We start from the raw sequence: 24723 nt of genomic DNA, 5'->3' as shown, positions 1-24723 counted from the left end.
GAACGGCTGGTACGGGGCCGGATCCGGCCCTCACCACGGGGCATACTAAGCGGTCGGTATCGGTCGAGGAACAGTTCCGGCCGGGCCCGTTGCGGGCGCCCTCCCCGGCAGCCTGCCCCTGACAGGGACAGGCACCCCGGCCGCCGCATCACGCACACTGGCCGGCATGGACACACCCGCCAACGGCCCCTCCGCGCTGGGGAGCTTCCTGCGCACCCGCCGCGCCCGGCTGCAGCCGGAGGACGTCGGCCTGGTCTCCTACGGGTCCCGGCGCCGGGTCCCGGGACTGCGCCGCGAGGAACTCGCCCAGCTCGCCGGCGTCAGCGTCGCCTACTACACCCGCCTCGAACAGGGCCAGAGCCACAACGCCTCGGAAGGCGTGCTGGACGCCCTGGCCCGGGCGCTCCGGCTCACCCCCGACGAGCGCGCCCACCTGCGCGAACTGGCCCGCCCCGCGCAGACCCGGCGCCGTCCGGCACCCCGCCCCGACAAGGCCCGCCCCGGTGTGCGGCAGTTGCTCGCCGCCGTCCAGGACGTGCCGGCCGTCGCCCTCGGTCCGCGCTACGAGGTCCTGGCCTGGAACCGCCTCGGGCACGCCCTGCTCGCCGGGCACCTGGATTTCGACAGCCCCGCCCGCCCCCTGGACCGCCCCAACACCCAGCGGCTGCTCTTCCTCGACCCGCACACCCGCGAGCTCTACCCGGACCGCGCGGAGGAGACCCGGCGGGCGGTGGCCGCGCTGCGGGTGGCCGCGGGACAGCGCCCCGACGACCGGGAACTGACCGAGCTGATCGGGGAGTTGAGCATGAAGAGCACCGAGTTCAGCGCCCTGTGGTCGCGCCATGCGGTCAGCAACTGCACCTTCGGCACCAAGCGTTTCCACCACCCGCTGGTCGGCGATCTGGCCCTGGACTTCGAGGTGCTCCAGACGCCGGACGGCTCCGGCCAGGGCGTCATCATGTTCACCGCCGAGCCGGGCTCGCCCGCCGAGGCCGCGCTCGGTCTGCTCGCGGCGGAATGCCGTACGGACGAGACACGGGTCCGCGGGACGGCGCGGCTAGGACGCTTCTGACAGGTCGCCGTCGAGCAGTCGCAGCAGCCGGCGGGCCTGCCGTTCGGCGGTGCCGGGCGGGTTCCTCGGGTGCGCGGGGTCGTCGTGGGCGAGCGGGCAGAGCCAGACGGGGGCCAGCAGGGTGCGGCAGGTGCACAGGCGGGCCGCCTCGGCCGGGGTCAGCGGGAAGTGGCGCAGGAACGCGCCGGTGTCGAAGGGGCGCGGCACCCGGGCGGCGATGTGCTCGACGATCTCGGCGAGTTCGTAGGCCCGGTCGCTGCGGCCTGATTCGGTCCTGTCGCCGAACTCCCACCTGCTGGGCGGCGCCCGGCACGCACTCTCGCCGCACCGGGCGACGCCGGGGGCGTGCGCGCGCGAGGAGGGTCAGTGCGCGCCGTTCGCAGGCGCTGGGGCCGGGCCCTTCGGCGGCGCGGAAGCGTTTGACGACCCGGTCGGGGTGGAGCGTGAGGTCGTGGGTGTGCCAGGGGCCCGCCCCGGAGGGCGGGCCGGGCGGCGTCCGGTCGGTCGTCATCGAAGGGACGGTGGCACGGGTGCGGGCGGCGGCAAGGGGGCCGCGGTTCAGACCGCGGCGGGGTCCGCCGTCCGCTCGTCGGGGCGGGCCTGTTCGATCCAGCCGGCCGCCAGGCCCTCGGCGAGCGAGAAGCGGTCGTGGGCGAGGGCGGCGCAGGTGGCGGTGTCCATGCGCAGAACGGTGTCGGGGCGGGCGGCGGGGCCGTCGGCGTAGCGGGCGCCTTCCACATCGTCCGGGTCCAGGACGATGTGGAAGGCGCCCTCGTCCAGGGCGATGCCGATGACGCGCTCCGGTTCGCCGGCGAAGTGCCGGGCGAGCCGGGCCATCAGCGGGACGGCGAACCAGTGGGCACGGACCGCGTCGGTGGGGCGCTGCTCGTCGAGGGCGGGGGCGCCCCAGTCGGCGAGCGCGGTCAGGGCGGGGAGCAACGCCCGGCCGCGCGGGGTGAGTTCGTAGACGGAGGCGGCGCCGGGCGGGGGCAGCCGGCGGCGGGTGAGCAGGTCCTCGCGCTCCATGTCCTTCAGGCGGGAGGCGAGCATGTCGGTGCTGACGCCCGGGAGGTCGGCGTGGAGGTCGGTGTAGCGCCGGGAGCCGCCGAGCAGTTCCCGGACGATCAGCAGCGTCCAGCGGTCGCCCACGGCGTCCAGGGCCCGGGCGATGGCGCAGTACTGGTCATAACTTCGGCGCGGCATGACACCAGCATAGACATGTGATTGGATTTTCCAAGTTGGAAGTTGGGAAAACCAAGTACGGTTCATGAGTGCTGCCGCATCCCGCGGTGGGCGCGCGAAGTGGGAGGCCGCCGCATGCAGTTCAAGCAGTCCAGCAAGATGGCCGACGTCTGCTACGAGATCCGCGGGCCGGTGATCGAGCACGCGGACGCCCTGGAGGAGGCCGGCCACAGCGTGCTGCGGCTGAACACCGGCAACCCCGCGCTGTTCGGCTTCGAGTGCCCCGAGGAGATCCTCCAGGACGTGATGCGCAACCTCTCCCGCGCACACGGCTACACCGAGTCCCGGGGCATCCTCTCCGCCCGCCGCGCGGTGGCCCAGCGCTATCAGGAGGCCGGGCTGACGGACGTGGGCGTCGACGACATTTACCTCGGCAACGGCGTCTCCGAGCTGATCTCCATGGCCGTCCAGGCGCTGGTGGACGACGGCGACGAAGTCCTCATCCCGGCGCCGGACTTCCCGCTGTGGACGGCGGTCACCTCGCTCGCCGGCGGGAAGCCGGTGCACTACCTCTGCGACGAGTCCGCCGACTGGCTGCCGGACCTGGACGACCTGGCCTCGAAGATCACCGACCGGACCCGCGCGCTGGTCATCATCAACCCCAACAACCCCACCGGCGCGGTCTATCCGCGCGAGGTGCTGGAGGGCATGCTCGACCTGGCCCGCCGCCACCATCTGATGGTCTTCGCCGACGAGATCTACGACCGGATCCTCTACGACGACGCGGTCCACCACCACGCCGCGGTGCTCGCCCCGGACCTGGTCTGCCTGACCTTCAGCGGCCTGTCCAAGGCGTACCGGGTGGCCGGCTTCCGCTCCGGCTGGCTGGTGGTCTCCGGCCCCAAGGAGCACGCCAAGGACTACCTGGAGGGCCTGGGCACCCTCGCCTCCATGCGGCTGTGTCCCAACGCCCCGGCGCAGTACGCCATCCAGGCCGCGCTCGGCGGCCGGCAGACCATCGACGACCTGGTGCTCCCCGGCGGCCGGCTGCGCGAGCAGCGCGACCGCGCCTGGGAGCGGCTCAACGAGATCCCGGGCGTCTCCTGCGTCAAGCCCAAGGGCGCGCTCTACGCCTTCCCGCGCCTGGACCCGGCGGTCCACAAGATCCACGACGATGAGAAGTTCGTCCTCGACCTGCTGCTGCGGGAGAAGATCCAGGTCGTCCAGGGCACCGGCTTCAACTGGCCGCGCCCGGACCACTTCCGCATCCTCACCCTGCCGCACGCCGACGACCTGGACGCCGCGATCAGCCGGATCGGGCGCTTCCTGGCCGGGTACCGGCAGTAGCGGGGGGCCGCGCGGACGTCCGCAGGGGCCGGGGAGGGGGTGCCCGGCCTCCCCGGACGCGGCCCCGCGACACCCGAACGGACGCACCGGATTCTGCGGCCCCCTCCCCTTCCCACCTGCCCGGTCTCCCGCACCGGGCCGCCCGGCGCGGGCAGGCGCCCTTGAGCGCTCCGTCCGCAGCGGCTTAGGTGGAGGGCGGCAAACCAGCCGCCGCCCCGAAGGGGAGAGGGAAGCGATGCCCGTACGACCGGCAGTGTCGGAAGCGGAACTTGAGGCCCACCTGAGCGGGATCTGTTTCAAGACGGGGCCGCCGCGCCGCACCGGCGTGGAGATCGAGCTCCTGGTCTACGACGCCCGCAACCCCCGATGTCCGGTCGCACCGTCCCGGATGCACACCGCGGCGGACGCCCTGCGCGCCCTGCCACTGCACTCCCTCCTCACCTTCGAACCCGGCGGCCAGCTGGAGCTCAGCTCGCTGCCCGCCACCTCGCTCAACGCCTGCGTCGAGGCGGTCACCGCCGACCTCGCCCGGGTCCGGCCCGCACTGCGGGAGCTGGGCCTCGCGCTCGCGGGCCACGGTCACAACCCCTGGCACCCCCCGCGGCGGGTGCTGTCCGCCCCCCGCTACGACGCCATGGAGGCGTACTTCGACCGGCGCGGTCCGGCCGGCCGGTCCATGATGTGCGGCACCGCCTCCGTCCAGGTCTGCCTGGACGCCGGGCACGAGGAGCCGGGGCCGCTGGGGCTCGGCCGCCGGTGGCTGCTGGCGCACCTGCTCGGCGCCGTTCTGGCCGCCGCGTTCGCCAACTCCCCGCTCGCCGACGGGCGTCCGACCGGCTACCGCACCACCCGCCAGGCCATCTGGGCGCAGCTCGACCCGGGCCGCACGCATGCCCCGCCCCTGGACGACGACCCGCGCACCGCATGGGTCCGCTACGCCCTGGACGCCCCGGTGATGTGCGTCCGGCGCCCGGAGGGCCCCTGGGACGCGCCGGAGGGCCTGACCTTCCGCGAGTGGTTCCGTACCGGCGCCCCCCGGCCGCCGACCCGGGAGGACCTCGACTACCACGTCACCACCCTCTTCCCGCCGGTGCGGCCGCGCGGCCATCTGGAGCTGCGGATGATCGACGCGCAGCCGGGCCCGGACGGGTGGATCGTGCCGCTGGCCGTCACGGCCGCCCTGTTCGACGATCCGGAGGCGGCCGAGCTCGCCTACCGCACCGTCAAGCCCCTTGCGGAGACGGCGGGTTGCGCCCCGGCGCCCGACAACCCGCTGTGGCGGAACGCCGCCCGCGCCGGGCTCGCCGACCCCGAACTGCACGCCGCCGCGGTGGCCTGCTTCACCGCCGCGCAGGAGGCGCTGCCCCGGCTCGGCGCCGCCCCCGGTATCCGCGCGGCGGTCGCGGAGTTCGTCGAGCGCTATGTGGCGCGCGGCCGGTGCCCCGCCGACGACCAGCTCGACGCGCTGGCCGCGGCGGACGCCGGCGGCGGCCCGGACCCGGCCGGCGACGGACCCGGCACCGCGGCCGAGGGCCGCCCCCTCCCCGGGAAGGACAGCCAGTGACCATCGACCCCGAGTCGCTGCGGGAGCGGGCCGCCACGGCACTGCTCGCCGCCCGCGACCGCACCCGCCTGCTGACCGGCTGCGTCGAGGACCCGGACCTGCTCGCCCAGCACTCCCCCCTGATGTCCCCCCTGGTCTGGGACCTGGCGCACATCGGCAACCAGGAGGAGCAGTGGCTGCTGCGCACCGTCGGCGGCCGCGACCCGCTGCGCCCGGACATCGACTCCGTCTACGACGCCTTCGAGCATCCGCGCGCCGAGCGCCCCACCCTGCCGCTGCTCGGCCCGGCCGAGGCCCGCGGCTATGTCGCCGAGGTGCGCGGCCGGGTGCTGGACGTCCTGGAGCGCACCGCGCTGCACGGCGGGCCGCTGCTGGCCGACGGCTTCGCCTTCGGCATGATCGCCCAGCATGAGCAGCAGCACGACGAGACGATGCTGATCACCCATCAGCTGCGGACGGGCCCGCCGGTGCTCAGCGCGCCCGAGCCGCCGGCCGCGCCCGCCGGAGTGCTGCCGGCCGAAGTCCTCGTCCCCGGCGGCCCGTTCCTGATGGGCACCTCCACCGAGCCCTGGGCGCTGGACAACGAGCGCCCCGCGCACCGGCGGACGGTGCCGTCCTTCTTCCTCGACACCACGCCCGTCAGCAACGGCGCCTACCAGCGCTTCATCGAGGACGGCGGCTACGACGACCCGCGCTGGTGGGCCCCGCGGGGCTGGGCCCAGGTGCGGGAGCACCGGCTGCGGGCGCCGCTGTTCTGGCGCCGCGAGGGCCGGCAGTGGCTGCGCCGCCGCTTCGGGGCGACCGAGCCGGTGCCGCCGGACGAGCCGGTGCTGCACGTCAGTTGGTACGAGGCGGACGCCTATGCGCGGTGGGCCGGCCGGCGGCTGCCCACCGAGGCCGAGTGGGAGAAGGCCGCCCGCCACGACCCGGCGTCCGGACGCGACCGGCGCTACCCCTGGGGCGACGCGGACCCCACCCCGGACCGCGCCAACCTCGGGCAGCGGCACCTGCGGCCGGCCCCGGTCGGCGGCTATCCCGAGGGCGCCTCGCCGCTCGGCGTCCACCAACTGATCGGCGACGTCTGGGAGTGGACGGCCAGCGACTTCCTGCCCTACCCCGGCTTCGCGGCCTTCCCCTACCGCGAGTACTCCGAGGTGTTCTTCGGCAGCGCGCACAAGGTGCTGCGCGGCGGCTCGTTCGCCGTGGACCCGGTCGCCTGCCGCGGCACCTTCCGCAACTGGGACCTCCCGGTGCGGCGGCAGATCTTCTCCGGGTTCCGCACCGCCCGGGACGCCGGCCCGACGGAGAGGTATCTGGCCTGATGTGCCGTCATCTGGCGTATGTGGGGCCGGAGATACCGTTCGCGCAGGTGGTCCTGGCGCCGCCGCACGGCCTCTACCGGCAGTCCTGGGCGCCGCGCCACCAGCGGCACGGCACGGTCAACGCGGACGGCTTCGGCGTCGGCTGGTACGCGCCCGGCGACCCGGTGCCGGCCCGCTACCGCCGGGCCGGGCCGATCTGGGCCGATGAGCAACTGCCCGACCTCGGGCGGGTGATCCGCACCGGGGCGCTGCTCGCCGCCGTCCGGGACGCCACCGTCGCCGGGGCGGACGCCGAGGCGGCCGCCGCGCCGTTCGCCGCCGGGCGGTACCTCTTCAGCCACAACGGCGCGGTGGCCGGCTGGCCTGACACCATGGCGCCGCTGGCCGCCGGGCTGCCCGCCGAGGAGCTGCTGCGGCTGGCCGCCCGCAACGACACCGCGTTCCTGTGGGCGCTGGTGCGGCACCGGCTGGCCTGCGGCGACGACCCGGGCGGGGCACTGGCCGACACGGTGGAGGAGGTCGCCGCGGCCGCGCCCGGCTCCCGGCTCAACCTGCTGCTCACCGACGGCACCGGCATCGCCGCCACCACCTGGGGCGACACCCTGTTCCACCGCGCCCTGCCCGACGGCGGACAGGTCGTCGCCTCCGAGCCCTACGACGCGTCCCCCCACTGGACCGAGGTCCCCGACCGCACCCTGCTGCGCGCCAGCGGCACCGAGGTCCATCTCACCCCGCTCAAGGAGCCCGCATCGTGAGCCCCCTCAGCATCACCCGCACCCTGCCCGCCGACGCCACCACGGCCGCCCTGCGCGCCGATGTCGCCCGGGGGCTGTCCCGCACGCCCAAGCAGCTGCCGCCAAAGTGGTTCTACGACGCCCGCGGCAGCGAGCTGTTCGACGAGATCACCACCCTGCCCGAGTACTACCCCACCCGCGCCGAACGCGAGATCCTGCTCAGCACCGCGGACCGGATCGCCGCCGCCACCGGCGCCCGCACCCTGATCGAGCTGGGCTCCGGCTCGTCCGACAAGACCCGCCATCTGCTGCGCGCCCTGACCGGTCTGCACACCTATCTGCCGGTCGACGTCAGCGAGTCCGCGCTGCGGGCGGCCGGCGAGGGGCTGCTGGCCGAGCACCCGGGCCTGACCGTGCACGCCCTGGTCGCCGACTTCCAGCAGGGCCTCACCCTGCCCCCGACGCCCGGCCCGCGGCTGCTGGCGTTCCTCGGCGGCACCATCGGCAACCTGCTGCCGGACGAGCGGGCCGCGTTCCTGCGCTCGGTGCACGGGCTGCTCGCCCCCGGGGACGCCCTGCTGCTCGGCACCGACCTGGTCAAGGACGAGGCCACCCTGGTCGCCGCGTACGACGACGCCCGCGGGGTGACCGCCGCGTTCAACAAGAACGTCCTGGAGGTCGTCAACCGCGAGCTGGACGGCGACTTCGACCCGGCGGACTTCGACCACGTCGCACGGTGGAACGCCGAGGAGGAGTGGATCGAGATGCGGTTGCGGGCCCGCACCGAACTGACCGTCAAGGTCGCCGGTGTCGATCTGGCGGTGCCGTTCGCGGCGGGCGAGGAGCTGCGCACCGAGGTCTCCGCGAAGTTCCGGGAGGAGGGGGTGCGTGCCGAACTCGCCGCCGCCGGGCTGGAGCTGACCGAGTGGTGGACCGACCGCGCCGGCCGGTTCGCGCTGTCGCTGGCGCTGCGGACCTGACCTTTTCCGGTCGCCGGGGTGCCTGACGCCCCCTCCGATGTGGTTCGATGCCCCGATCGCACATGCGTACGCACGGTCGGGCCCGCCCGCCGCGTACGGAACGACACGGGCTCGACGGAGGGGCAGGGCATGGGCGCGGTGCTGGATCGGCGGAGTTTCCTCAGGGGCGCGGCGGGGCTGTCCGCCGCCGGGGTGCTGGCGGGCCTGGGCGGCGGGGGCACCGCGGTCGCCGCGGCACCGGCCGCGGTCGGGACGTCGGACTGGATGTCCGCGCTCGGCGACGGCACCCCGGTGCAGCGGCTGAGCATCCCCGGCACCCATGACTCCGGGGCCCGGATCGGCGGCCCCTGGGTGGCGTGCCAGAACACGCCGATCGCCGAGCAACTGGCCTCCGGTATCCGGTTCCTGGACGTCCGCTGCCGTGCCATCGACGACGTGTTCGCGATCCACCACGGCGCGTTCTACCAGGAGTTGATGTTCGGCGACGTGCTCAACGCCTGCCGGGACTTCCTCCGGGCGCACCCGTCGGAGACCGTGCTGATGCGGGTCAAGCAGGAGTACTCGGAGGTCTCCGCCGAGGAGTTCCGCCGGATCTTCGGGATCTACCTGGACGGCAAGGGCTACCGCTCGCTGTTCCGGCTGGACCCCGGGCTGCCCGCGCTGGGCGAGGCCCGGGGCCGGGTCGTGCTGCTGGCGGACGCCGACGGGCTGGGCGGGGTGCGCTACGCCGACCCGGCGCTGTTCGACATCCAGGACGACTACATGACCGAGCCGATCGGGAAGTACCCCAAGGTCGAGGCCCAGTTCCGCAAGGCCGTCGCCCAGCCCGGCAGACTCTTCGTCAACTACGTGTCCACCGCCGCCCTGCTCCCGCCGCGCTCCAACGCCGACCGCCTCAACCCGCGGGTCAAGAGCCTGCTGGAGGGCGCGGAGGGCGGCGCATGGCGGGGCCTGGGCATCGTCCCGATGGACTTCCCCAACGAGTTCGGGATGGCCCAGACGCTGATCCGGCACAACCTGGCCGATCGCGGCGTCACCCTGGTGGCCCAGCCGCGGGCGTGATCGGCGGTCGGACCGAACCTCCGCGGGCCGTCGTGCATCAGACTGGTTGAAATGTCTGGTTCCGGCACCGTTGCGCCCGCTGGGGAGGCGGTGCCGGCTGATGCGGCGAGGCGGCACTGGTGGAGACGAGCGAACGCGGGCCCGGAGCGGCGGCACAGGACGGTTCGGGGCCGGCGGCGCGGCGGCCGGTGCCCGGCGGACCGGTCCGCACCGGCCGGGCCCGGGCCGGTGTGCCACTTCGGGTGACCCTGGCGCTCGGGGTGTTGACGCTCGTCGTGGGCGGTGCGGCGGTGGCCCTGCGGGCCGCCCGGCAGAATCCGTACGTGGCGCCCGGGGACCCGGCGACCGGGACGTACCTCGCGTCCCGGGCCGCCGGCGACCGGGCGGCCGCCGCGGTGCTGGCCGGCCACTACCGGGAGTCCCCCGGCCCCTCGCCCACCGCCGCGCGCCCGGCCGGCGGCACCCCGCTCCCGCTGCCCGGTTCCCGGCCCCTGGTCGCCACCGCGGCCACCCCCGCACCGCCGGTCGGCGTGCTCTTCTCCCCCGACGACGACGGCAGCGACGACGGCGGCGACGTGGCGCACTACTGCACCGCGAGCGTGGTGCACTCCCCCGCCGGCAACCTCGTCGCCACCGCCGCGCACTGCGTCCACGACGGCGGTTTCCGCACCCGGCTGGTGTTCGCGCCCGGTCTGCACGACGGGATCGCGCCCTACGGCCTGTGGGTGCCGACCCGGATCGACGTGGACCCGCGCTGGATCAGCGACCGGGACCCGGACCACGACGTGGCGTTCCTCCGGGTCCGCCGGCACGGGGGCACCGAGCAGCGGATCGAGGACGTCACCGGTGCCGAGCGGATCCGCTTCGGCGCCCCGCCGGGCCGGCCGGCGCAGCTGACCGGCTACCCCGGCGACAGCGACACCCCCGTCGGCTGCCGGCACACCGCGGAGGCCGAAGGGCCGGGCCAGGTCCGCTTCCCCTGCGCCGGTTTCCCGGCCGGGACCAGCGGCGGTCCGCTGCTCACCGACCTCGATCCGGTCAGCGGCACCGGCTCCCTGATCGGGGTGATCGGCGGCCAGGACCAGGGCGGCGACGACACCACGTCGTACAGCAGCCGCTTCGGGGCGGACGTGGCGGCGCTGTACCGGCGGGCCACCCGGGCCTGACCGGGCGGCCGCCGGCGCCGCGCCGGCCGGTCAGGCGCCGCCGCGCGGCAGCACCGTGCCGAGGACCGACGGCAGCGGGTACCAGTCGACGGTGGCGAAACTCGCGTGTGCGGAGGCGAGTTGGCCGATCCGGGCCCGGGCGGCCTCCTCGGTGGGGCGGGTGGCGTCCAGCACCGGGGGGACCTTGTGGGCGTCGGTCATGATGAGCAGGTAGTGGCGGGTGTCGTACCAGGACGTGTCGATGGTGCCGCCCAGGTAGGCGGCCGCGTCGCCGTCGAAGACCACGAACCAGGGGCGCAGGGCCGGGTCGTAGCGGTCACGGGGGTCGCCGGGGGCGGCGCCGTGCACGGCGGGGAACGCGGCGGCCTTGCCCAACTGCCCCTGCGCGGCGAGATCCTTGAGGTGGGTGGCGTACTCGACGTCGGTCCACAGCTTGTCGAACGGGTTGTGCTCCTCGACGGTGCCCGGTATCAGCTCGAAGAGGAACTTCCCCGCCAGGGCGGCGCGCGAGGGCCAGCCGCCGGAGCGGACCGCCTCGTCCAGGGTGGCGCGGCCGGCCGCCAGGTCGCCGGGACCGTAGACCGCGTCCCCGAGCTTGCCGCGCACCAGCGCGTCGAACTCGGCGGGTCCGCGGCCGCGTTGGGCGTTGAAACCGTCCTTCATCTCGACCTTGACGAGGATCGGGCGGTGGCCGGGGTGGGCGTCGTGCCAGGCCCGCAGGTCGGCGAGGCAGCCGGCGAAGTCCTGGTTGCGGTCCTTGGTGCGCAGTTCGGCGGCGGTGGCCGCGCCCACGCAGTTGCTGTTGCTCTTCAGCGGGTTGGCGTGCGAGACGCGCCAGTTGCCGCCTAAGCCGTTGGTCCAGACGTCCACCTCGACCAGCCCGGCGCCGGAGTCCAACGCATCGGCGAAGTAGGGGTACTTGGCCTTCTCGTAGGAGTTGTGGACGCCGACGGCGGTGCTGGTGCCGTAGGTGGTGGAGGTCGTCGTGGCGGTCGTCCCGGCCGCCGCAACGCCGGGCGCCGCGATCACCGCGGCCGCCGCGACGGCGACCGTTCCCGCGCACCGCTTGCTGGTCATGTGCCCCGCTTTCCTGGTGTTCTGCCTGGTCGGGTCAGCAGGGTACGGGAGTTGGGCCGGCGGGCGGATCATCCCCGGGCACGATACGGTCAGCGACACGAACGCATGAACGAAAGGGTGTACGGATGCGGAACCGGGGGAACGCCGGACCCAGCTCGGGCGGACTGTCGTGGGCGGCAGTGGTGTTGACGGGGACGGTCGCGCTCTACATCGCGCTGGTCGCCTTCGGCAACATCACCGACTTTGGCACCAACCAGGCGTATGTCCGCCATGTGCTGTCGATGGACACCACCTTCCACGACCCCGACCTGATGTGGCGGGCCATCACCTCGCGCTCGGTCCAGGACGCCGCGTATGTGGCCGTCATCGCCTGGGAGTCGGTGACGGCGCTGGTGCTGCTGGCGGCCACCGCGGTGGGCGTGCTGCGCCGGGGGTCCGGCGGCCGGCCGGCCCGGCGCCTGGCCACGTTCGGGCTGCTGATGATGATGCTGCTGTTCGGCGCCGGGTTCTGGGCGATCGGCGGCGAGTGGTTCTCGATGTGGCAGTCCAAGCAGTGGAACGGGGTGGAGGCCGCGGTGCGGAACTTCCTGATGGCCGGCGTGGCACTGGTGGTGGTGCAGCTCCCGGGAGCGGCGGGCCGTTCGCCCCGCGGGGAGTGACGAGGCGGCGGCGGGTGCGGGCGCCGGCCCGCACCCGCCGCCTCCGGGACGTCAGCCGGCCGCGTAGACGTCCTCGATGTAGCGGCCGGACGCGGTCAGTTCGCGCAGCCACGCCTCCGACTCCTGCTCCGAGGCGCCGGTCCGGTCCCGGTGCACCGCGCGGAACGCCTCGCGCACACCGGGCGCCATCCGGCTGCCGTCGCCGCAGACATAGACCCGGGCCCCGGCCCGCAGCAGCTCCCACACCCCCTCGGCCTCGGCCGCTATCCGGTGCTGGACGAAGCGGTGGCCGTTCTCGGGGCGGGCGCTGAAGACCGGGTGGAGGGCGATCGCGCCGGCCCGCTCGGCGGCGGCCAGCTCCGCGGCGTGCAGGAAGTCCCCGTCCGGGTCGTCGCAGCCGAAGTAGAGCCGGGCCGGGCCGCGTCGGCCGGCCGCGACGCGGTCGGCGACGGCACCGCGGAACGGGGCCAGGCCGGTGCCGGCGGCGACCATGATGACCGGGGTGTCGTCGGCCGGGTCCAGGCGGAACGCCTCCCGGCACGGCTGGACCCGGGCCGACAGGAGGTCGCCGGGCCGCAGGGAGTGCAGATAGGTCGAACCGGCGCCGCCGGGCAGCAGCGAGACCATCAGGTCGGCGTGCCGGGGATCGGCGGCGGGCGACGAGGACAGCGAGTAGTGGCGGGGACGCAGCGGGGGCAGCAGTTCCAGGACCACCGGCCAGGGCAGCGCGCCGCGCAGCGCCGGATGTGCCTCGATCAGCTCGACGAGGGTGCGCCGATCGTCCTCGGGGAGGTTCTCCAGGGCGTGCCGCTCGGGCGGACAGGGGTTGTGGGCGGCGAGCAGCGCCGTCTGCTCAACGGTCGGCCGGGCACCCAGCTCGACATGATGGGCCAGGAGTTGGCGCACCGTCAGCGGACGGTCGACGGGCAGCGCGGCGCGGGCCGGGCGGCCCGTGGGCGGGCGCAGCGCCAGCACGGTGTCGAGGTCGACCCCGAGCGCCCGCGCGGTGCGGGCCACCGCTTCGGGGGAGTTGACCGGCAGCACGGCGAGGTGGTCGGCGGTGCGGTAGCCGACGCCGTCGGGCAGGGCCACCCGCAGGAAGCGCTTGGGGCGCGGCCAGCCCTCGGCGGTCAGGTCGTGCGCCTCGGTGACGGTCATCGGGACGAGGTCGTGCCGGGCGGTGAGCGCGTCGAGCGGGCCGCCGGTCAGCTCGGTGACGGTGTATCCGGTGTCGGCGTCGTCCTGGCCGGTGGCACCGACGCTCGCCGGGTCGCCGTAGCGGGTCAGCAGTTCGGTGCGCAGCGCGGCGGCGAACCCCGTGACGGCGGCGGCCAGTTCGCCGGAGGCGTCGGCCTCGGCGCGGGGCAGCAGCCGCGCGCCGCCGAGTGCGGCCAGCCGGTCGTCGAGGAGGGTGGGGACCTGCTGGTAGGTGGCGGCCCAGTTGCGGTCGCCGACGCCCAGCACGGCGTACCGGACGCCGGCCGTGGCGCCCTCGGACGCCTCGGTGAGCCAGGCGGTGAACGCGGTGGCGTCGTCGGTCGGCCGGCCGTTGTAGGAGGCGGCGACGAGGACGACCGGGCGGTCGGTGGGCAGCCCGCCGGCGTACGCGTTCAGCGGCGCGACCTCGGTGGCGAAGCCGAGCCCGGTGGCCTCGTCGGCGAGCCGCTCGGCGAACTCCCGGCAGGTGCCGTAGTTGGTGCCGTGCAGCAGGAGCAGACCGGTGTCCTGCGGGACGCGGGTGGGCAGCCCGTCGTCCGCCGCGGCGCCGGGGGCGGCCTGGTCGGCGGGGCCGCCGGGCAGCACGGCGAGCGCGGCGCGGACCGCGGCCCGGTCGGCGGCGGTGCGCGGGGCCAGGGCGAGGGTGAAGCCGTCGGGCTTGAGGGTGAGGGTCTCCTTGATGCGCAGCCGGTAGTCGGCGTGGTCGATCAGCCGGTAGCGGTGCACCAGCAGCGCCAGCAGCATGGTCGCCTCGTGCAGCGCGAACTGCCGCCCGATACAGGCGCGTTCACCGGTGCCGAAGGGCTTGTAGGCGTGCGGGGAGCGGGCCGCCTCGGCCTGCGGGGTGAAGCGGAACGGGTCGAACGCCTCGGGGTTGTCGCCCCAGACCGGGTCGCGGTGCAGCATCGGCGTGAGCACGGTGACCAGTTGGCCGGCCGCGACCGGGTAGCGGCCGCCCAGGACGGTGTCGGTGCGGGCCTGGCGGGTGAAGGCGGCGGCGGTGGGCCACAGCCGCAGCGCCTCGGCCAGCACCTGGCGGGTGAAGGCCAGCTTGCCGATGTCCTCGAAGGTGGGGTCCGGGTCCGGGTCGTCGCCCCACAGCTCGTCCGCCTCGCGCTGCGCCATCCGCAGCGCGAGCGGGTCCTTGAGCAGGTGGTACAGGGCGAACGAGAGGGCGCCGGAGGTGGTTTCGTGGCCGGCGATCAGGAAGGTGATGACCTGGTTGCGGATGTTGGCGAGGTCGAGCACCGGTCCCTCGTGCGCGCCGTCGCCCTCCGTGGCGCCGAGCATCAGACCCAGCAGATCGTCCGCGCTGCGCTCCCCGCCGGCCGTGCGGGCCGCGATCACCTCGTCGACGACGGACGCGAGGTAGTCGGCGTCCGCGCGGAACGCCGCGTCGGCGGCGGAGTGGTCGGTGCCGGGCGTCCGGGCGAACTTGGTCATGCTCCATTCCAGGCAGCGGACCATCGCCTCGACGAAGGGGTGCGGGGTGTCCCGGGAGAACGACTCGAAGTCGAAGCCGAAACCGGCCAGTCCGATGGTGTCCAGCGTCATCCGGGTCATGTCGTCGGCGACCTCGACCGGCCGACCCTCGGCCGTCCGCCGGTCCCAGGCCGCCATGACACGGCGGGCGACCTTCAGCATCGCCGGGTGGTACGTCCGCATCGAGCCCAGCGCGAAGGCCGGCATCAGGACCTCGTGGGCCCTGGCCCAGTTCGGCTCGTCGTTGTAGGCGGTGAACAGACCGTCACCGGCGAACTCCCGCACGTCCTCCAGGATCACCGAGATGCCCTTGGCGAAGCGGGTCTCGTCGGCGACCTCGGTGACCAGGTCGAGGGAGGTCAGGAACAGCGTCTCGCGGTCGCCCAACTTGCGCAGGAATGCCGGGCCGTGGGTCCGGGCCAGCTCCATGGTCTGCTGGATGGGCGTGTTGCTGAGACCGGTCTCGGTGAGATCGGCGACCGGAAGGCTCGCGGTGGCGGCGCGGTCGCCCGACTGGGGCGCGATGGTGTCGGTCATGACTCCAGCGTGACCGGCCCGGCGCCCGCCCCCGGCCCGGGCAACTGCATGATTGTGCAGTGGTTCTTCGCCGGGCACCCTTGCGCATGCGGTGCGGATGGGGCTAGCGCCGCGGCATGAGAGAAGGCGGGACAGGGCGATGGACGGGGCGACGGACGGCGAGGCGCCGCAGGACGGCACGGGCGGGTCGCCGGAGGACGGCGGTGCGCCGCAGGACGGCACGGGCGCGGCACAGGAGTGCGCGGGATCGCCGGACGCGTCCGGGCCGCCCAAGGTCAGCCTCTTCCGCGGCTACTTCGTGATGCTGCTGGACCGGATCCCCACGCCGATCGCGGTGTGCCGGGCCGACGGCGAGGTGCTGATCGCCAATCCGGCGATGGCCGCGCAGTGGGGCGCGGCCCCCGGCCAACTGCGCGGCCGCAACCTGCTGGACCGGTTCCGGCCCCGGGACCGCGCACAGGTCGCCCGCATCATGGAGGCACTGCGGCTGGGCCGCCGGTCCCGCTACCCGGTCGAGGTGCGCTGGCGGACCACGCCCGGAGGACCGGAGCAGCAGGGGGAGCTGACGATCGATCCGGTCGGCGACGCCTCCGCCGAACCGCCGGCGCTGCTGGCACTGCTGCGGGTGGACCCGGGGGCCGCGCCCCCCGCCCCACCGCCCACCGCCACCAGCCCCGTGGAGGCCCGCATCCTGGCGCTGGCGGCCGGCGGGGCGACCACCGCGGCGATCGGCAGCGCCCTGGGCCTGACCGTGGACGGGGTCAACTACCACCTGACCCGGCTGGCCCGCCGCTGGCGCGTCCAGGGCCGCACCGCGCTGGTCGCCAAGGCCTACGTCCTGGGGGTGCTCGCACCGGGCCGCTGGCCGCCCGCGCCCGCCGCGCCGGAGGCCGGCGGCCCGCAACCGCCCGGCCCCTGAGTCCGGCAGCACGTGCGTACGGATAACCTCACAGGTGTGGAGGACAACGCGACCGCGCCCTTCGAGCGCGGAACGGACGGCCCGAAAGTCATCGTCGTCGGCGTCGACGGCTCCGACTCTTCCTGGCGCGCCGCGGCGTACGCGGCCGGACTGGCCAGGCGCCAGGGCTCGAAGCTGGTGATGGTCTACGTCCAGCCGGTGCTGGCGACCGGCGCCGCGATGGGCGCGCCGGTCATGGACGCCACCACCGAGGTGGCCGAGGAGCTGATGGCCGAGATCCGCAAGGCGACGGAGCGGCTCGACGGGATATTCCACCTGCGATGGGAGTTCCACACCCTGCGTGGCGACCCGTACAACGGCATGGTGCAGATGGCCGACGAGCTCAAGGCGGACGCGGTGGTGGTCGGCGCCTCGGAGTCCGCCGGGCACCGCATCATGGGGTCGGTCGCGGTGCGCCTGGTGAAGGCCGGCCGGTGGCCGGTCACGGTCGTGCCGTAGCCCCGGCGCCGGACTCCCCGGGGTGTGCGGAGACGGCCCGGCTCCGCTGGTGGGCCGGGCCGGGCTGAGGCACGGTGGAGGGTGGACGGGCGGAGCGCCGCCCCGACGAGGGAGACCACCGTGACCGACCGCACGTACCGCGTGACCGAGATCGTGGGGACGTCCCGACACAGCGTGGACGCCGCGATCCAGAACGGCATCAAGCGCGCCTCGGACACCCTGCGCAACCTCGACTGGTTCGAGATCACGCAGGTCCGCGGCCATATCGTCGAGGGTCGGATCGACCACTACCAGGTCGGTCTGAAGGTCGGTTTCCGGCTGGAGGAGGCGGGCTGACGCCCGATCGGCTCCCCGCCGCCGCGCCGCCTTCGCAGGGCGCCGCCGGCAGTCCATGATGATCCGCCGTCGAACCACGACGGACACGTACCGAGCGTACGGAAGGATCCCCCATGGCACGCCTGCTGCGCGCGGGTCAGGGCGTCTGGCGCCGCAAACCCATCGAGCACATCGAGGAGCCGGAGGGCACCGCGGCCCAGCAGCTCACCCGCGAACTGGGGCTGTGGCAGCTGACCGCCATCGGCGTCGGCGGCATCATCGGCGCCGGCATCTTTGCCGCGCTCCTCTGCCTCCTGATCGCCTCTCTGCTCACCCTGGGCATCAAGAACGCCGCCCGCTTCGAAACCGTCGTGGTCGGGCTGAAGGTCCTGGTCGTCCTCCTCGTCATCGGCGTCGGCTTCTTCCACATCGACACCGGCAACTACCGGCCGTACTTCCCCTTCGGCGTGAGCGGCGCGTTCACCGGCGCGGCCACCGTCTTCTTCGCCGTCTTCGGCAGCACAGCAAAAACGCCCCCGGCCGCAGGGCCGGGGGACTTCGCACCGTTCTGGATTAGTTCTTGGCGAAGTGCTCAATGAAGGAGGTCCAGGCCGCTGCTGTGACCTTGACCTCGGGGATGGTGCGGTCCTTGCTGTCTCGTGCACGAACCACACCAGGAAGGGCCCGGTCATGAACCTTCACCTCGACACAGTTGTCGTTACTGCCGCTGTACGAACTGATGTGCCAGGTGGACTGCTGCGTCATTCTTGGTGCTTCCTTCGTGCGTCCCTCATGACCTGCGCCGACGCCTCGATGTCCAACGCGCCGGCCTGGAGCTGATCGTAGATCCTCTGGAACCTATCGGCATCGTCCGGTTCCCGGCAGTACGTTCCGGTGATGAAGCCTTCGGCATACGCCGAGCGCTCCCCCACCTGCCCGGTCAGCAGGCTGATGGAGCCAGGGATCGAGGGCTTATAGCTGGGCAGGACCTGGATGTTGACGTTGGATCGGGCCCCCATCTCCAGCAGCACATCGATCTGCTTGACCATGACCTCTGGACCTCCGATCTGCTGTCTCAGCGCGTTCTCCGAGAGGACGATCCACAGCCACGGCGGCTTCTCATGCTCTACGTCAACCAACCTCAAGACGCCCTCGAACTGGTCGACTTGCCCAAGAGGGCGTACGTACCACGGCAGGGCCGAGGCTAGGCGCCATGCTCCACACCCGAGAAGCATGGGCCTATGCGGCGATGGGAAGGCACGCAGCCTTCGAGCGCGCAACGAGGCAGGCAGAGGAATCCCTGGCCTCGGCCGCCGCCGAACAAGAGCCCTACTGGATCGGCTACTTCGACGGAGCCGAACTCGCTGGCGTGACCGGTGGGCGACTCCTCGACCTTGCCCGTACCGACCCCAACCAGCACGCGCCGACCGCAGCGAGCGCAATCCGTACCGCGATCGATCATCGGGGCCCGGAAGCCAGCCGGAGTCACGCGCTCGACTGGATTGGGTTGGCCGAGTGCAGCTTTCTTCTCGGCGATGTCACCGGAGCTGCCGAGACGACTCGGCACGCCGTGAACGCTGCTGCGCTCACACAGTCCGGGCGGGTCCGTCAGCAACTCGCGCAGCTCTACCCGTATACCGTCGGCAGAGACGTCCCGGGACCGCTCCGTGAGGCTCGGGACCGCATTCGCGACCTGCTGGCGACGTAGGAGACAGAGAAGGCATGACCATCATCGCCGTGACCGGCCACATGGACCTCAGCGAGAGCACCGTGGCGCTCGTGCAGGAGGAGTTGAGGAGCCTGCTCCGGAAGCACCAAGGCGAGCTGATCGGGGTTACCTGCCTCGCACGCGGCTCGGACACCCTGTTCGCCGAGGCTGTGATTGCGGCGGGCGGGCGGTTGGTCGTCATCCTGCCCTCACGGGACTACCGGCAGGCCAAGGTCAAGCCGGACCACGCGCCTACGTTCGACCGTCTCGCCGCGGCGGCGGACGTGGTGACCATGCCGCACGAGACGGCGAACCGCGCGGCATACGAGGCAGCGAACGGTGAGTTGCTCAAGCGCGCCGACCGCCTCGTAGCTGTCTGGGACGGCGCGCCCCCTTCCGGAAAGGGCGGGGGCACAGCGGACACGGTCGAGCTGGCGCGCACCGCCGGCGTACCGGTGGATGTCATCTGGCCAACCGGTGCGCGACGCGGAGCGTAAGCGCGGGTCGTTGCGAATCAGGTGCGCCGCCGGTCCGGGGCGAGAACGGCCGGCTGCGATGTTGACGGCCCGGGTTCCGGCGACGCGAGCGCGCCGTCGCGGCGGCACACCAGCGTATCCGGATCGCCCAGCGGGGGCTGGAGCCGATACCCGGTGGGGCAGGTCTGCCCGTCCCGGCCCGGAGCACCATCACGACCTGGCGCCCCGGCCTTCCCCGCAGGACCAGCGGGACCAGCAGGCCCCGGGACCAGGGACGGGCCGGCGGCTCCGAGCGCTGACCTCCTCCTTGCTCAAGTCCCCTCCGCACAACCGCCGTCGGCCCCTCCCTCCCCTTGACGGTCCGGGGCGCCGGCCCAAGAATGAGCGCGCTTCGACAACGTTGTCGGCCCACTTTGGGAGGTCTTCCCATGCCCTGGACCAGACGCAATCGGCCGCGTACCGCGGGGGCGGCGGCGGTGGCGCTCCTCGGGAGCCTGCTCATCGGCCCGGCCGCGCACGCCGTGCCCGCCGCGCCGGCCGAACCGTCCGGCGGCCGCCTCACCGACCTCGTCAACCCCTTCATCGGCAGCCAGAACGACGGCAACACCTACCCCGGGGCCGCGGTGCCGTTCGGCATGGTGCAGCTCTCCCCCGACACCGGGCACACCACCGGCTACGACTACGACGACAGCCGTATCCGGGGCTTCAGCGCGGTGCACCTCTCCGGCGTCGGGTGCGGGATCGGCGGCGACCTGCCGGTGCTGCCGACCACCGGCGACCTCACCGAGACCGACTACGCCAAGTACGCCGCCGCCTTCACGCACGACGGCGAGTCGGCCCGCCCGGGCTCCTACCGCGTGCGGCTGACCTCGTACGGCGGGATCACCGCCGAGCTGACCGCGACCGCCCGCACCGGCCGGCAGCGCTACACCTTCCCGGCCACCGACAAGGCCAACGTCCTGCTCAACACCGGCCAGTCGCTGCACAAGACGGTCTCCACGCGGGTGGAGGTGCTGGACTCCCGCACCGTCCGCACCACGATCACCGGCCGCGGCTTCTGCCAGGACACCCGGCCGTACACCGTCCACACCCTGACCCGCTTCAACCGGCCGTTCACCGCGTACGGGACCTGGCGCGGCGACACCGTGACGCCCGGCTCCCGGGACTCCACCGCGCCCGGACGGCACGGCGCCTACGTCCGCTTCGACACCCGCAAGGACCGCGTCGTCGAGGCGTCCACGTCCCTGAGCTATGTGGACGCGGCCGGTGCGGCGCGCAACCTCCGGGCGGAGGGCGGGGGTTCCTTCGCACGGACGAAGGCGGCGGCGGACGCGGCCTGGGAGCGGCGGCTGGGCCTGGTGCGCGTCCAGGGCGGCGACCGCACCCTGCGCCGCACCTTCTACTCCTCCCTCTACCGGTCCTTCCTCGCCCCGAACATCGGCAGCGACGTGGACGGCCGCTACACGGGCTGGGACCAACGCCCGCACCGGGCGGCCGGGTTCACGTACTTCCAGAACTGGTCGCTGTGGGACACCTACCGCACGCAGACCCAGCTGCTGTCGCTGCTCGCGCCGCGGGAGGCGCGCGATATGGCGCTGTCGGTGCTGCGGATCGACCAGGAGGGCGGCTGGCTGCCCAAGTGGGGCTACGGCACGGCCGAGACCAACATCATGACCGGTGACCCGGTGACCCCGTTCCTCACCAACGCCCACCGGCAGGGGCTGCTCAAGGGCCATGAGGAGGAGGCGTACGCGGCGCTGCGGAAGAACGCCGACGGGGTGCCGCCGGCCGCGTCCCCGTACGTCGGCCGGGAGGCCAACGCGGCGTATCTGAAGGATGGTTACGCGCCGTACCTCAAGGGCCGCCCGCACACCAAGTCCGGGGACTCCGACTTCGACCACGGGGCGTCCGCGACGCTGGAGTACGCGCTGTCGGACGCGATGCTGGCGCAGATGGCGCAGGAGCTGGGCCATCGGGCGGACGCCGAGCGGTTCGCGGCGCGGGCGCTCAACTACCGCAAGATCTTCGACCGTTCGACCGGCTTCTTCCGGGCCCGGGACGGCGCCGGCGCCTTCACCGGGCCCGCCGATCCGGCCAAGAGCGAGGGCTTCCACGAGGGCACGGCCTGGCAGTACCAGTGGCTGGTGCCGCAGGACCTGCCGGGGATGCTGGCGCTGATCGGCGGCAAGGACGGCGGCACGGCCCGGCTGGACTCCTTCTTCGCCTATCCGCAGCTGCTCAAGGACCCGGCGAGGACCGCCCGCGAGGTGTGGGTGAACGGCCCCTACGACTACTACAACGCCGACAAGTACAACCCGCAGAACGAGCCCGACCTGATCGCGCCGTACACCTACCTCTCCACCGGCCGTCCCTGGAAGACCACGGACGTGGTGCACGCCGCGCTGACCCTGTTCACCGACACCCCGTCCGGGATGACCGGCAACGACGACCTGGGCACCATGTCGGCGTGGATGGTGCTCTCCTCGATGGGCGTCTATCCGGTCCAACCGGGCACCGACACCTGGGGGTTGAGCACCCCGGTCTTCGACCGGGTGGACCTGACCCTGGACCGCCGCTACTACCCGTCGGGCCGCTTCACCCTCACGGCCCCCGGTACCTCGTCCGCCCACCGCTACATCCAGTCCGTGCGGCTGGACGGCGCGCCCCGGGACCGTACCTACCTCACCACCGCCGACCTGCGCAGCGGCCGCGAACTGGCCTTCTCCGTGGGCCCGGAGCCGTCCCGCTGGGGCACCGGCGACCAGGCGGCCCCGCCGCCGGTGGGCACCCCGGGGGCGCTGGCCGCGGCCTCGCGGCAGCACGGTGCGCGCACGCCGGCCGGCGGATGAGCGGGAGGGGGCCGGGAGGACCGGGCGCGGGGTGAACTGCCCCGCCTACAGGGCCAGGACCGTCAAGAACGGTCCTGGCCTTCCCGGTGGCGGGCGAGATAGCCGGCGGTGCGGCTGCCGGGGGCCGCGGCGACCTCGGCGGGGGTGCCGGCGGCGACGATCCGACCGCCCTCCGCGCCGCCGCCGGGGCCGAGGTCGATGACGTGGTCGGCGCCCGCCACCACGCCCATGTCGTGTTCGACGACCACGACGGTGTTGCCGGCGTCCACCAGGCCGTGCAACTGCCGCAGCAGCACCTCGGTGTCGGCGGGGTGCAGGCCGGTGGTGGGTTCGTCGAGGAGGTAGAGGGTGTGGCCGCGGCGGGGCCGCTGGAGTTCGGCGGCGAGTTTGATGCGCTGGGCCTCGCCGCCGGAGAGTTCGGTGGCGGGTTGGCCGAGCCGGAGGTAGCCGAGCCCGACGTCTTTGAGGGTGCGCAGGCTGCGGGCGGCGGCGGGGAGGTCGGCGAGGAACTCCGCGGCGTCGTCGACGGTGAGGGCCAGGACGTCGGCGATGGTGCGGCCGCGGTGGGTGATCTGGAGGGTCTCGGGGTTGTAGCGGGCGCCGCGGCAGTCGGCGCAGGGGGCGTAGGTGCCGGGCAGGAAGAGCAGTTCGACGGCGGTGAAGCCCTCGCCCTGGCAGGTCTCGCAGCGGCCGGCCGGGACGTTGAAGGAGAACCGTCCGGCGGTGTAGCCGCGGGCGCGGGCCTCGTCGGTGGCGGCGAAGAGCTTGCGGACGGCGTCGAACAGGCCGGTGTAGGTGGCGAGGTTGGAGCGCGGGGTGCGGCCGATGGGCCTCTGGTCGACGCGGACCAGGCGGTCGACGGCGTCCAGGCCGGTGGCGCCGGCGAGTTGGGCGCGGGCCGCCGGTCCGGTGTCCTGGTCGTCGGCGGCGGTGGCGTCGTCGGTGCCGGGGCGGGGCTCCGCAGCGCCCAGGCGGTCCTGGACGGCCTCCGCGAGGACCCGGGTGACCAGGGTGGACTTGCCGGAGCCGGAGACGCCGGTGACGGCGGTGAAGACGCCGAGCGGGAAGGCGGCGTCCAGGTCGCGGAGGTTGTGCAGGGTGACGCCGTGCAGGGCGAGGGTGCCGGTGGGGGTGCGCGGGGTGCGGGCGGGGGGCGGTTCGGCGGCGAAGAGGAAGCGGCGGGTGGCGGAGTGCTCGGCGTCCGCGAGGGCGGCGACCGGGCCGCTGTGCAGGACCCGGCCGCCGTGCTCGCCGGCGCGCGGGCCGATGTCCACGATCCAGTCGGCGCGCCGGACCACGTCCATGTCGTGCTCGACGACGAAGAGCGTGTTGCCGGCCTCCTTGAGGCGGCCAAGGACGGTGAGCAGTGCCTCGGTGTCGGCGGGGTGCAGACCGGCGGAGGGCTCGTCCAGGACGTAGACCACGCCGAAGAGGCCGGAGCGCAACTGGGTGGCCAGGCGCAGGCGTTGGAGTTCGCCGGCGGAGAGGGTGGGGGCGGGGCGGTCCATGCTGAGGTAGCCCAGGCCGAGTTCGGTGAGCACCTCGATGCGGGCGACCAGGTCGCGGGCGAGCGTCGGGGCGGGGTGGTCGCCGGGGCGGGCCGCGGTGGGGCGGAGCAGTGCGGCGAGGGTGCCCAGGGGCAGACCGGCCAGGGTGGCGATGTCGCGGCCCTCGAAGGTGACCGCCAGCGCCTCCGGGCGCAGCCGGCGGCCGTCGCACACCGGGCAGGGCTCGGCGGTCATGAAGCCGCGGACGCGCTTGCGCAGCGTCTCGCTCTTGGAGTCGGCGAAGGTGTGCAGGACGTAGCGCCGGGCGCTCATGTACTGGCCCTTGTAGGGGCGTTGGATGCGGCCGGCCTCGCGGACGGGGTGGACGGTGACGACCGGCTGTTCGTCGGTGAACAGGATCCACTCGCGGTCTGCGGCCGGGAGGTCGCGCCAGGGGCGGTCGATGTCGTGGCCGAGGGCGGCGAGGATGTCGCGGAGGTTCTTGCCCTGCCAGGCACCGGGCCAGGCGGCGACGGCGCCGTCGCGCACGGAGAGCGAGGGGTCGGGGACGAGGGAGTCCTCGGTGACGCGGTGGACGGTGCCCAGTCCGTGGCACTCCGGGCAGGCGCCGGCGGCGGTGTTGGGCGAGAAGGCGTCGGAGTCGAGCCGCTCGGTGCTGCCGGGCGGGTAGGTGCCGGCGCGGGAGAACAGCATCCGCAGGGTGTTGGAGAGGGTGGTGACGGTGCCCACCGAGGAGCGGGAGGTGGGCGCGGAGCGGCGCTGCTCCAGCGCGACGGCCGGCGGGAGGCCGGTGATCTCCTCGACCTTGGGGGCGCCGACCTGGTGGATCAGGCGACGGGCGTAGGGGGCGACCGACTCGAAGTAGCGGCGCTGCGCCTCGGCGTAGAGGGTGCCGAAGGCGAGTGAGGACTTGCCCGATCCGGACACCCCGGTGAACGCGACCAGCGCGTCCCTCGGGATGTCCACATCGATGCCGCGGAGGTTGTGCTCACGGGCGCCGCGCACCCGGACGTACGAGTCGGTCATCCCTCCATGATCGGCCACCGTC

The 24723-nt window shown here is 73.8% G+C and carries 22 protein-coding genes and 1 pseudogene; 16 read left to right on the top strand and 7 right to left on the bottom strand.

Features of this window, described 5'->3' with window-relative positions; all coding sequences use genetic code 11:
- Window positions 1-166: 166 nt before the first annotated feature.
- A complete protein-coding gene (locus tag ACIQE0_RS01545; protein ID WP_366330299.1) occupies window positions 167-1072 on the top strand; it encodes a helix-turn-helix transcriptional regulator in 906 nt (301 codons plus the stop codon).
- Here ACIQE0_RS01545 and ACIQE0_RS01540 read toward each other — a convergent pair.
- Window positions 1058-1279: a hypothetical protein gene (locus tag ACIQE0_RS01540; RefSeq protein WP_402328226.1), complete on the bottom strand. Its 222-nt coding sequence runs from the start codon at window positions 1277-1279 to the stop codon at window positions 1058-1060. The two genes, ACIQE0_RS01545 and ACIQE0_RS01540, sit on opposite strands and share 15 nt — an antisense overlap.
- Window positions 1280-1630: 351 nt before the next feature.
- Window positions 1631-2275, bottom strand: coding sequence for a helix-turn-helix domain-containing protein (locus tag ACIQE0_RS01535; protein WP_366330301.1), 645 nt, complete (start codon window positions 2273-2275; stop codon window positions 1631-1633).
- Window positions 2276-2389: 114 nt separating this feature from the next.
- Between ACIQE0_RS01535 and ACIQE0_RS01530 the strand changes: the two genes are divergently transcribed.
- The 7 genes from ACIQE0_RS01530 (at window position 2390) to ACIQE0_RS01500 (ending at window position 10429) form a co-directional block, all read left to right on the top strand.
- Entirely contained in the window at window positions 2390-3601 is a 1212-nt protein-coding gene (locus tag ACIQE0_RS01530; protein WP_402328224.1) for a pyridoxal phosphate-dependent aminotransferase, read from the top strand.
- Between the two features lie 235 nt (window positions 3602-3836).
- Window positions 3837-5165, top strand: a complete 1329-nt coding sequence (gene egtA, locus ACIQE0_RS01525; RefSeq protein WP_402328222.1) for an ergothioneine biosynthesis glutamate--cysteine ligase EgtA — start codon at window positions 3837-3839, stop codon at window positions 5163-5165.
- A complete protein-coding gene (gene egtB / locus ACIQE0_RS01520; RefSeq protein ID WP_402328220.1) occupies window positions 5162-6487 on the top strand; it encodes an ergothioneine biosynthesis protein EgtB in 1326 nt (441 codons plus the stop codon). The genes egtA and egtB overlap by 4 nt, the downstream gene beginning before the upstream one ends.
- A complete protein-coding gene (gene egtC / locus ACIQE0_RS01515) occupies window positions 6487-7242 on the top strand; it encodes an ergothioneine biosynthesis protein EgtC (RefSeq protein ID WP_402328218.1) in 756 nt (251 codons plus the stop codon). Before egtB ends, egtC begins: the two co-directional genes overlap by 1 nt.
- Window positions 7239-8201, top strand: coding sequence for an L-histidine N(alpha)-methyltransferase (gene egtD, locus ACIQE0_RS01510; protein ID WP_366330306.1), 963 nt, complete (start codon window positions 7239-7241; stop codon window positions 8199-8201). The genes egtC and egtD overlap by 4 nt, the downstream gene beginning before the upstream one ends.
- A 129-nt stretch (window positions 8202-8330) precedes the next feature.
- On the top strand, window positions 8331-9263 hold the full coding sequence (locus ACIQE0_RS01505) for a phosphatidylinositol-specific phospholipase C (RefSeq protein WP_366330307.1): 933 nt from the start codon (window positions 8331-8333) through the stop codon (window positions 9261-9263).
- A gap of 119 nt (window positions 9264-9382) precedes the next feature.
- On the top strand, window positions 9383-10429 hold the full coding sequence (locus ACIQE0_RS01500) for a trypsin-like peptidase domain-containing protein (RefSeq protein ID WP_366330308.1): 1047 nt from the start codon (window positions 9383-9385) through the stop codon (window positions 10427-10429).
- A gap of 30 nt (window positions 10430-10459) precedes the next feature.
- On the opposite strand, the gene ACIQE0_RS01495 is transcribed toward ACIQE0_RS01500, so the two are convergent.
- Entirely contained in the window at window positions 10460-11506 is a 1047-nt protein-coding gene (locus ACIQE0_RS01495) for a phosphatidylinositol-specific phospholipase C domain-containing protein (RefSeq protein ID WP_402328215.1), read from the bottom strand.
- 125 nt (window positions 11507-11631) lie between these two features.
- Here ACIQE0_RS01495 and ACIQE0_RS01490 point away from each other — a divergent pair, with 125 nt between their 5' ends.
- The gene (locus ACIQE0_RS01490; protein WP_366330310.1) at window positions 11632-12165 is read left to right on the top strand and encodes a DUF2165 domain-containing protein; all 534 of its coding nucleotides are present in this window, start codon (window positions 11632-11634) and stop codon (window positions 12163-12165) included.
- Between the two features lie 51 nt (window positions 12166-12216).
- On the opposite strand, the gene ACIQE0_RS01485 is transcribed toward ACIQE0_RS01490, so the two are convergent.
- Window positions 12217-15402 (bottom strand): cytochrome P450, encoded by a 3186-nt coding sequence (locus ACIQE0_RS01485; RefSeq protein WP_402328213.1) that lies wholly within the window; start codon window positions 15400-15402, stop codon window positions 12217-12219.
- A gap of 139 nt (window positions 15403-15541) precedes the next feature.
- Here ACIQE0_RS01485 and ACIQE0_RS01480 point away from each other — a divergent pair, with 139 nt between their 5' ends.
- The 4 genes and pseudogenes from ACIQE0_RS01480 to ACIQE0_RS01465 form a co-directional block, all read left to right on the top strand.
- A complete protein-coding gene (locus ACIQE0_RS01480; protein ID WP_402328211.1) occupies window positions 15542-16321 on the top strand; it encodes a PAS domain-containing protein in 780 nt (259 codons plus the stop codon).
- A gap of 36 nt (window positions 16322-16357) precedes the next feature.
- Window positions 16358-16819: a universal stress protein gene (locus tag ACIQE0_RS01475; RefSeq protein WP_366330313.1), complete on the top strand. Its 462-nt coding sequence runs from the start codon at window positions 16358-16360 to the stop codon at window positions 16817-16819.
- Between the two features lie 120 nt (window positions 16820-16939).
- Entirely contained in the window at window positions 16940-17155 is a 216-nt protein-coding gene (locus ACIQE0_RS01470; protein WP_366330314.1) for a dodecin, read from the top strand.
- A gap of 113 nt (window positions 17156-17268) precedes the next feature.
- A pseudogene (locus tag ACIQE0_RS01465) lies at window positions 17269-17676 on the top strand (hypothetical protein); the annotation flags it as partial.
- Window positions 17677-17707: 31 nt separating this feature from the next.
- On the opposite strand, the gene ACIQE0_RS01460 reads toward ACIQE0_RS01465, so the two are convergent.
- Together ACIQE0_RS01460 and ACIQE0_RS01455 are read right to left on the bottom strand one after the other, a co-directional pair.
- Window positions 17708-17899, bottom strand: coding sequence for a DUF397 domain-containing protein (locus ACIQE0_RS01460; protein WP_402328209.1), 192 nt, complete (start codon window positions 17897-17899; stop codon window positions 17708-17710).
- Window positions 17896-18369 (bottom strand): Scr1 family TA system antitoxin-like transcriptional regulator, encoded by a 474-nt coding sequence (locus tag ACIQE0_RS01455; protein WP_402328207.1) that lies wholly within the window; start codon window positions 18367-18369, stop codon window positions 17896-17898. Before ACIQE0_RS01455 ends, ACIQE0_RS01460 begins: the two co-directional genes overlap by 4 nt.
- Between ACIQE0_RS01455 and ACIQE0_RS01450 the strand changes: the two genes are divergently transcribed.
- The 3 genes from ACIQE0_RS01450 (at window position 18348) to ACIQE0_RS01440 (ending at window position 22167) form a co-directional block, all read left to right on the top strand.
- Complete coding sequence (locus ACIQE0_RS01450) at window positions 18348-18842, top strand: hypothetical protein (protein ID WP_402328205.1); 495 nt, start codon at window positions 18348-18350, stop codon at window positions 18840-18842. The two genes, ACIQE0_RS01455 and ACIQE0_RS01450, sit on opposite strands and share 22 nt — an antisense overlap.
- 14 nt (window positions 18843-18856) lie before the next feature.
- Window positions 18857-19339, top strand: coding sequence for a hypothetical protein (locus ACIQE0_RS01445; protein ID WP_402328203.1), 483 nt, complete (start codon window positions 18857-18859; stop codon window positions 19337-19339).
- 407 nt (window positions 19340-19746) lie between these two features.
- Window positions 19747-22167, top strand: coding sequence for a GH92 family glycosyl hydrolase (locus ACIQE0_RS01440; RefSeq protein WP_402328201.1), 2421 nt, complete (start codon window positions 19747-19749; stop codon window positions 22165-22167).
- 62 nt (window positions 22168-22229) lie between these two features.
- Here ACIQE0_RS01440 and uvrA read toward each other — a convergent pair whose 3' ends face one another.
- Complete coding sequence (uvrA, locus tag ACIQE0_RS01435) at window positions 22230-24701, bottom strand: excinuclease ABC subunit UvrA (protein ID WP_402328199.1); 2472 nt, start codon at window positions 24699-24701, stop codon at window positions 22230-22232.
- Between the last annotated feature and the right edge of the window lie 22 nt (window positions 24702-24723).

This window comes from Streptomyces sp. NPDC093097 (genome assembly GCF_044754325.1).
GTDB lineage: Bacteria > Actinomycetota > Actinomycetes > Streptomycetales > Streptomycetaceae > Streptomyces.
Note: the sequence above shows the minus strand (reverse complement) of the source record. Positions and strands in the feature narration are given on the sequence as shown.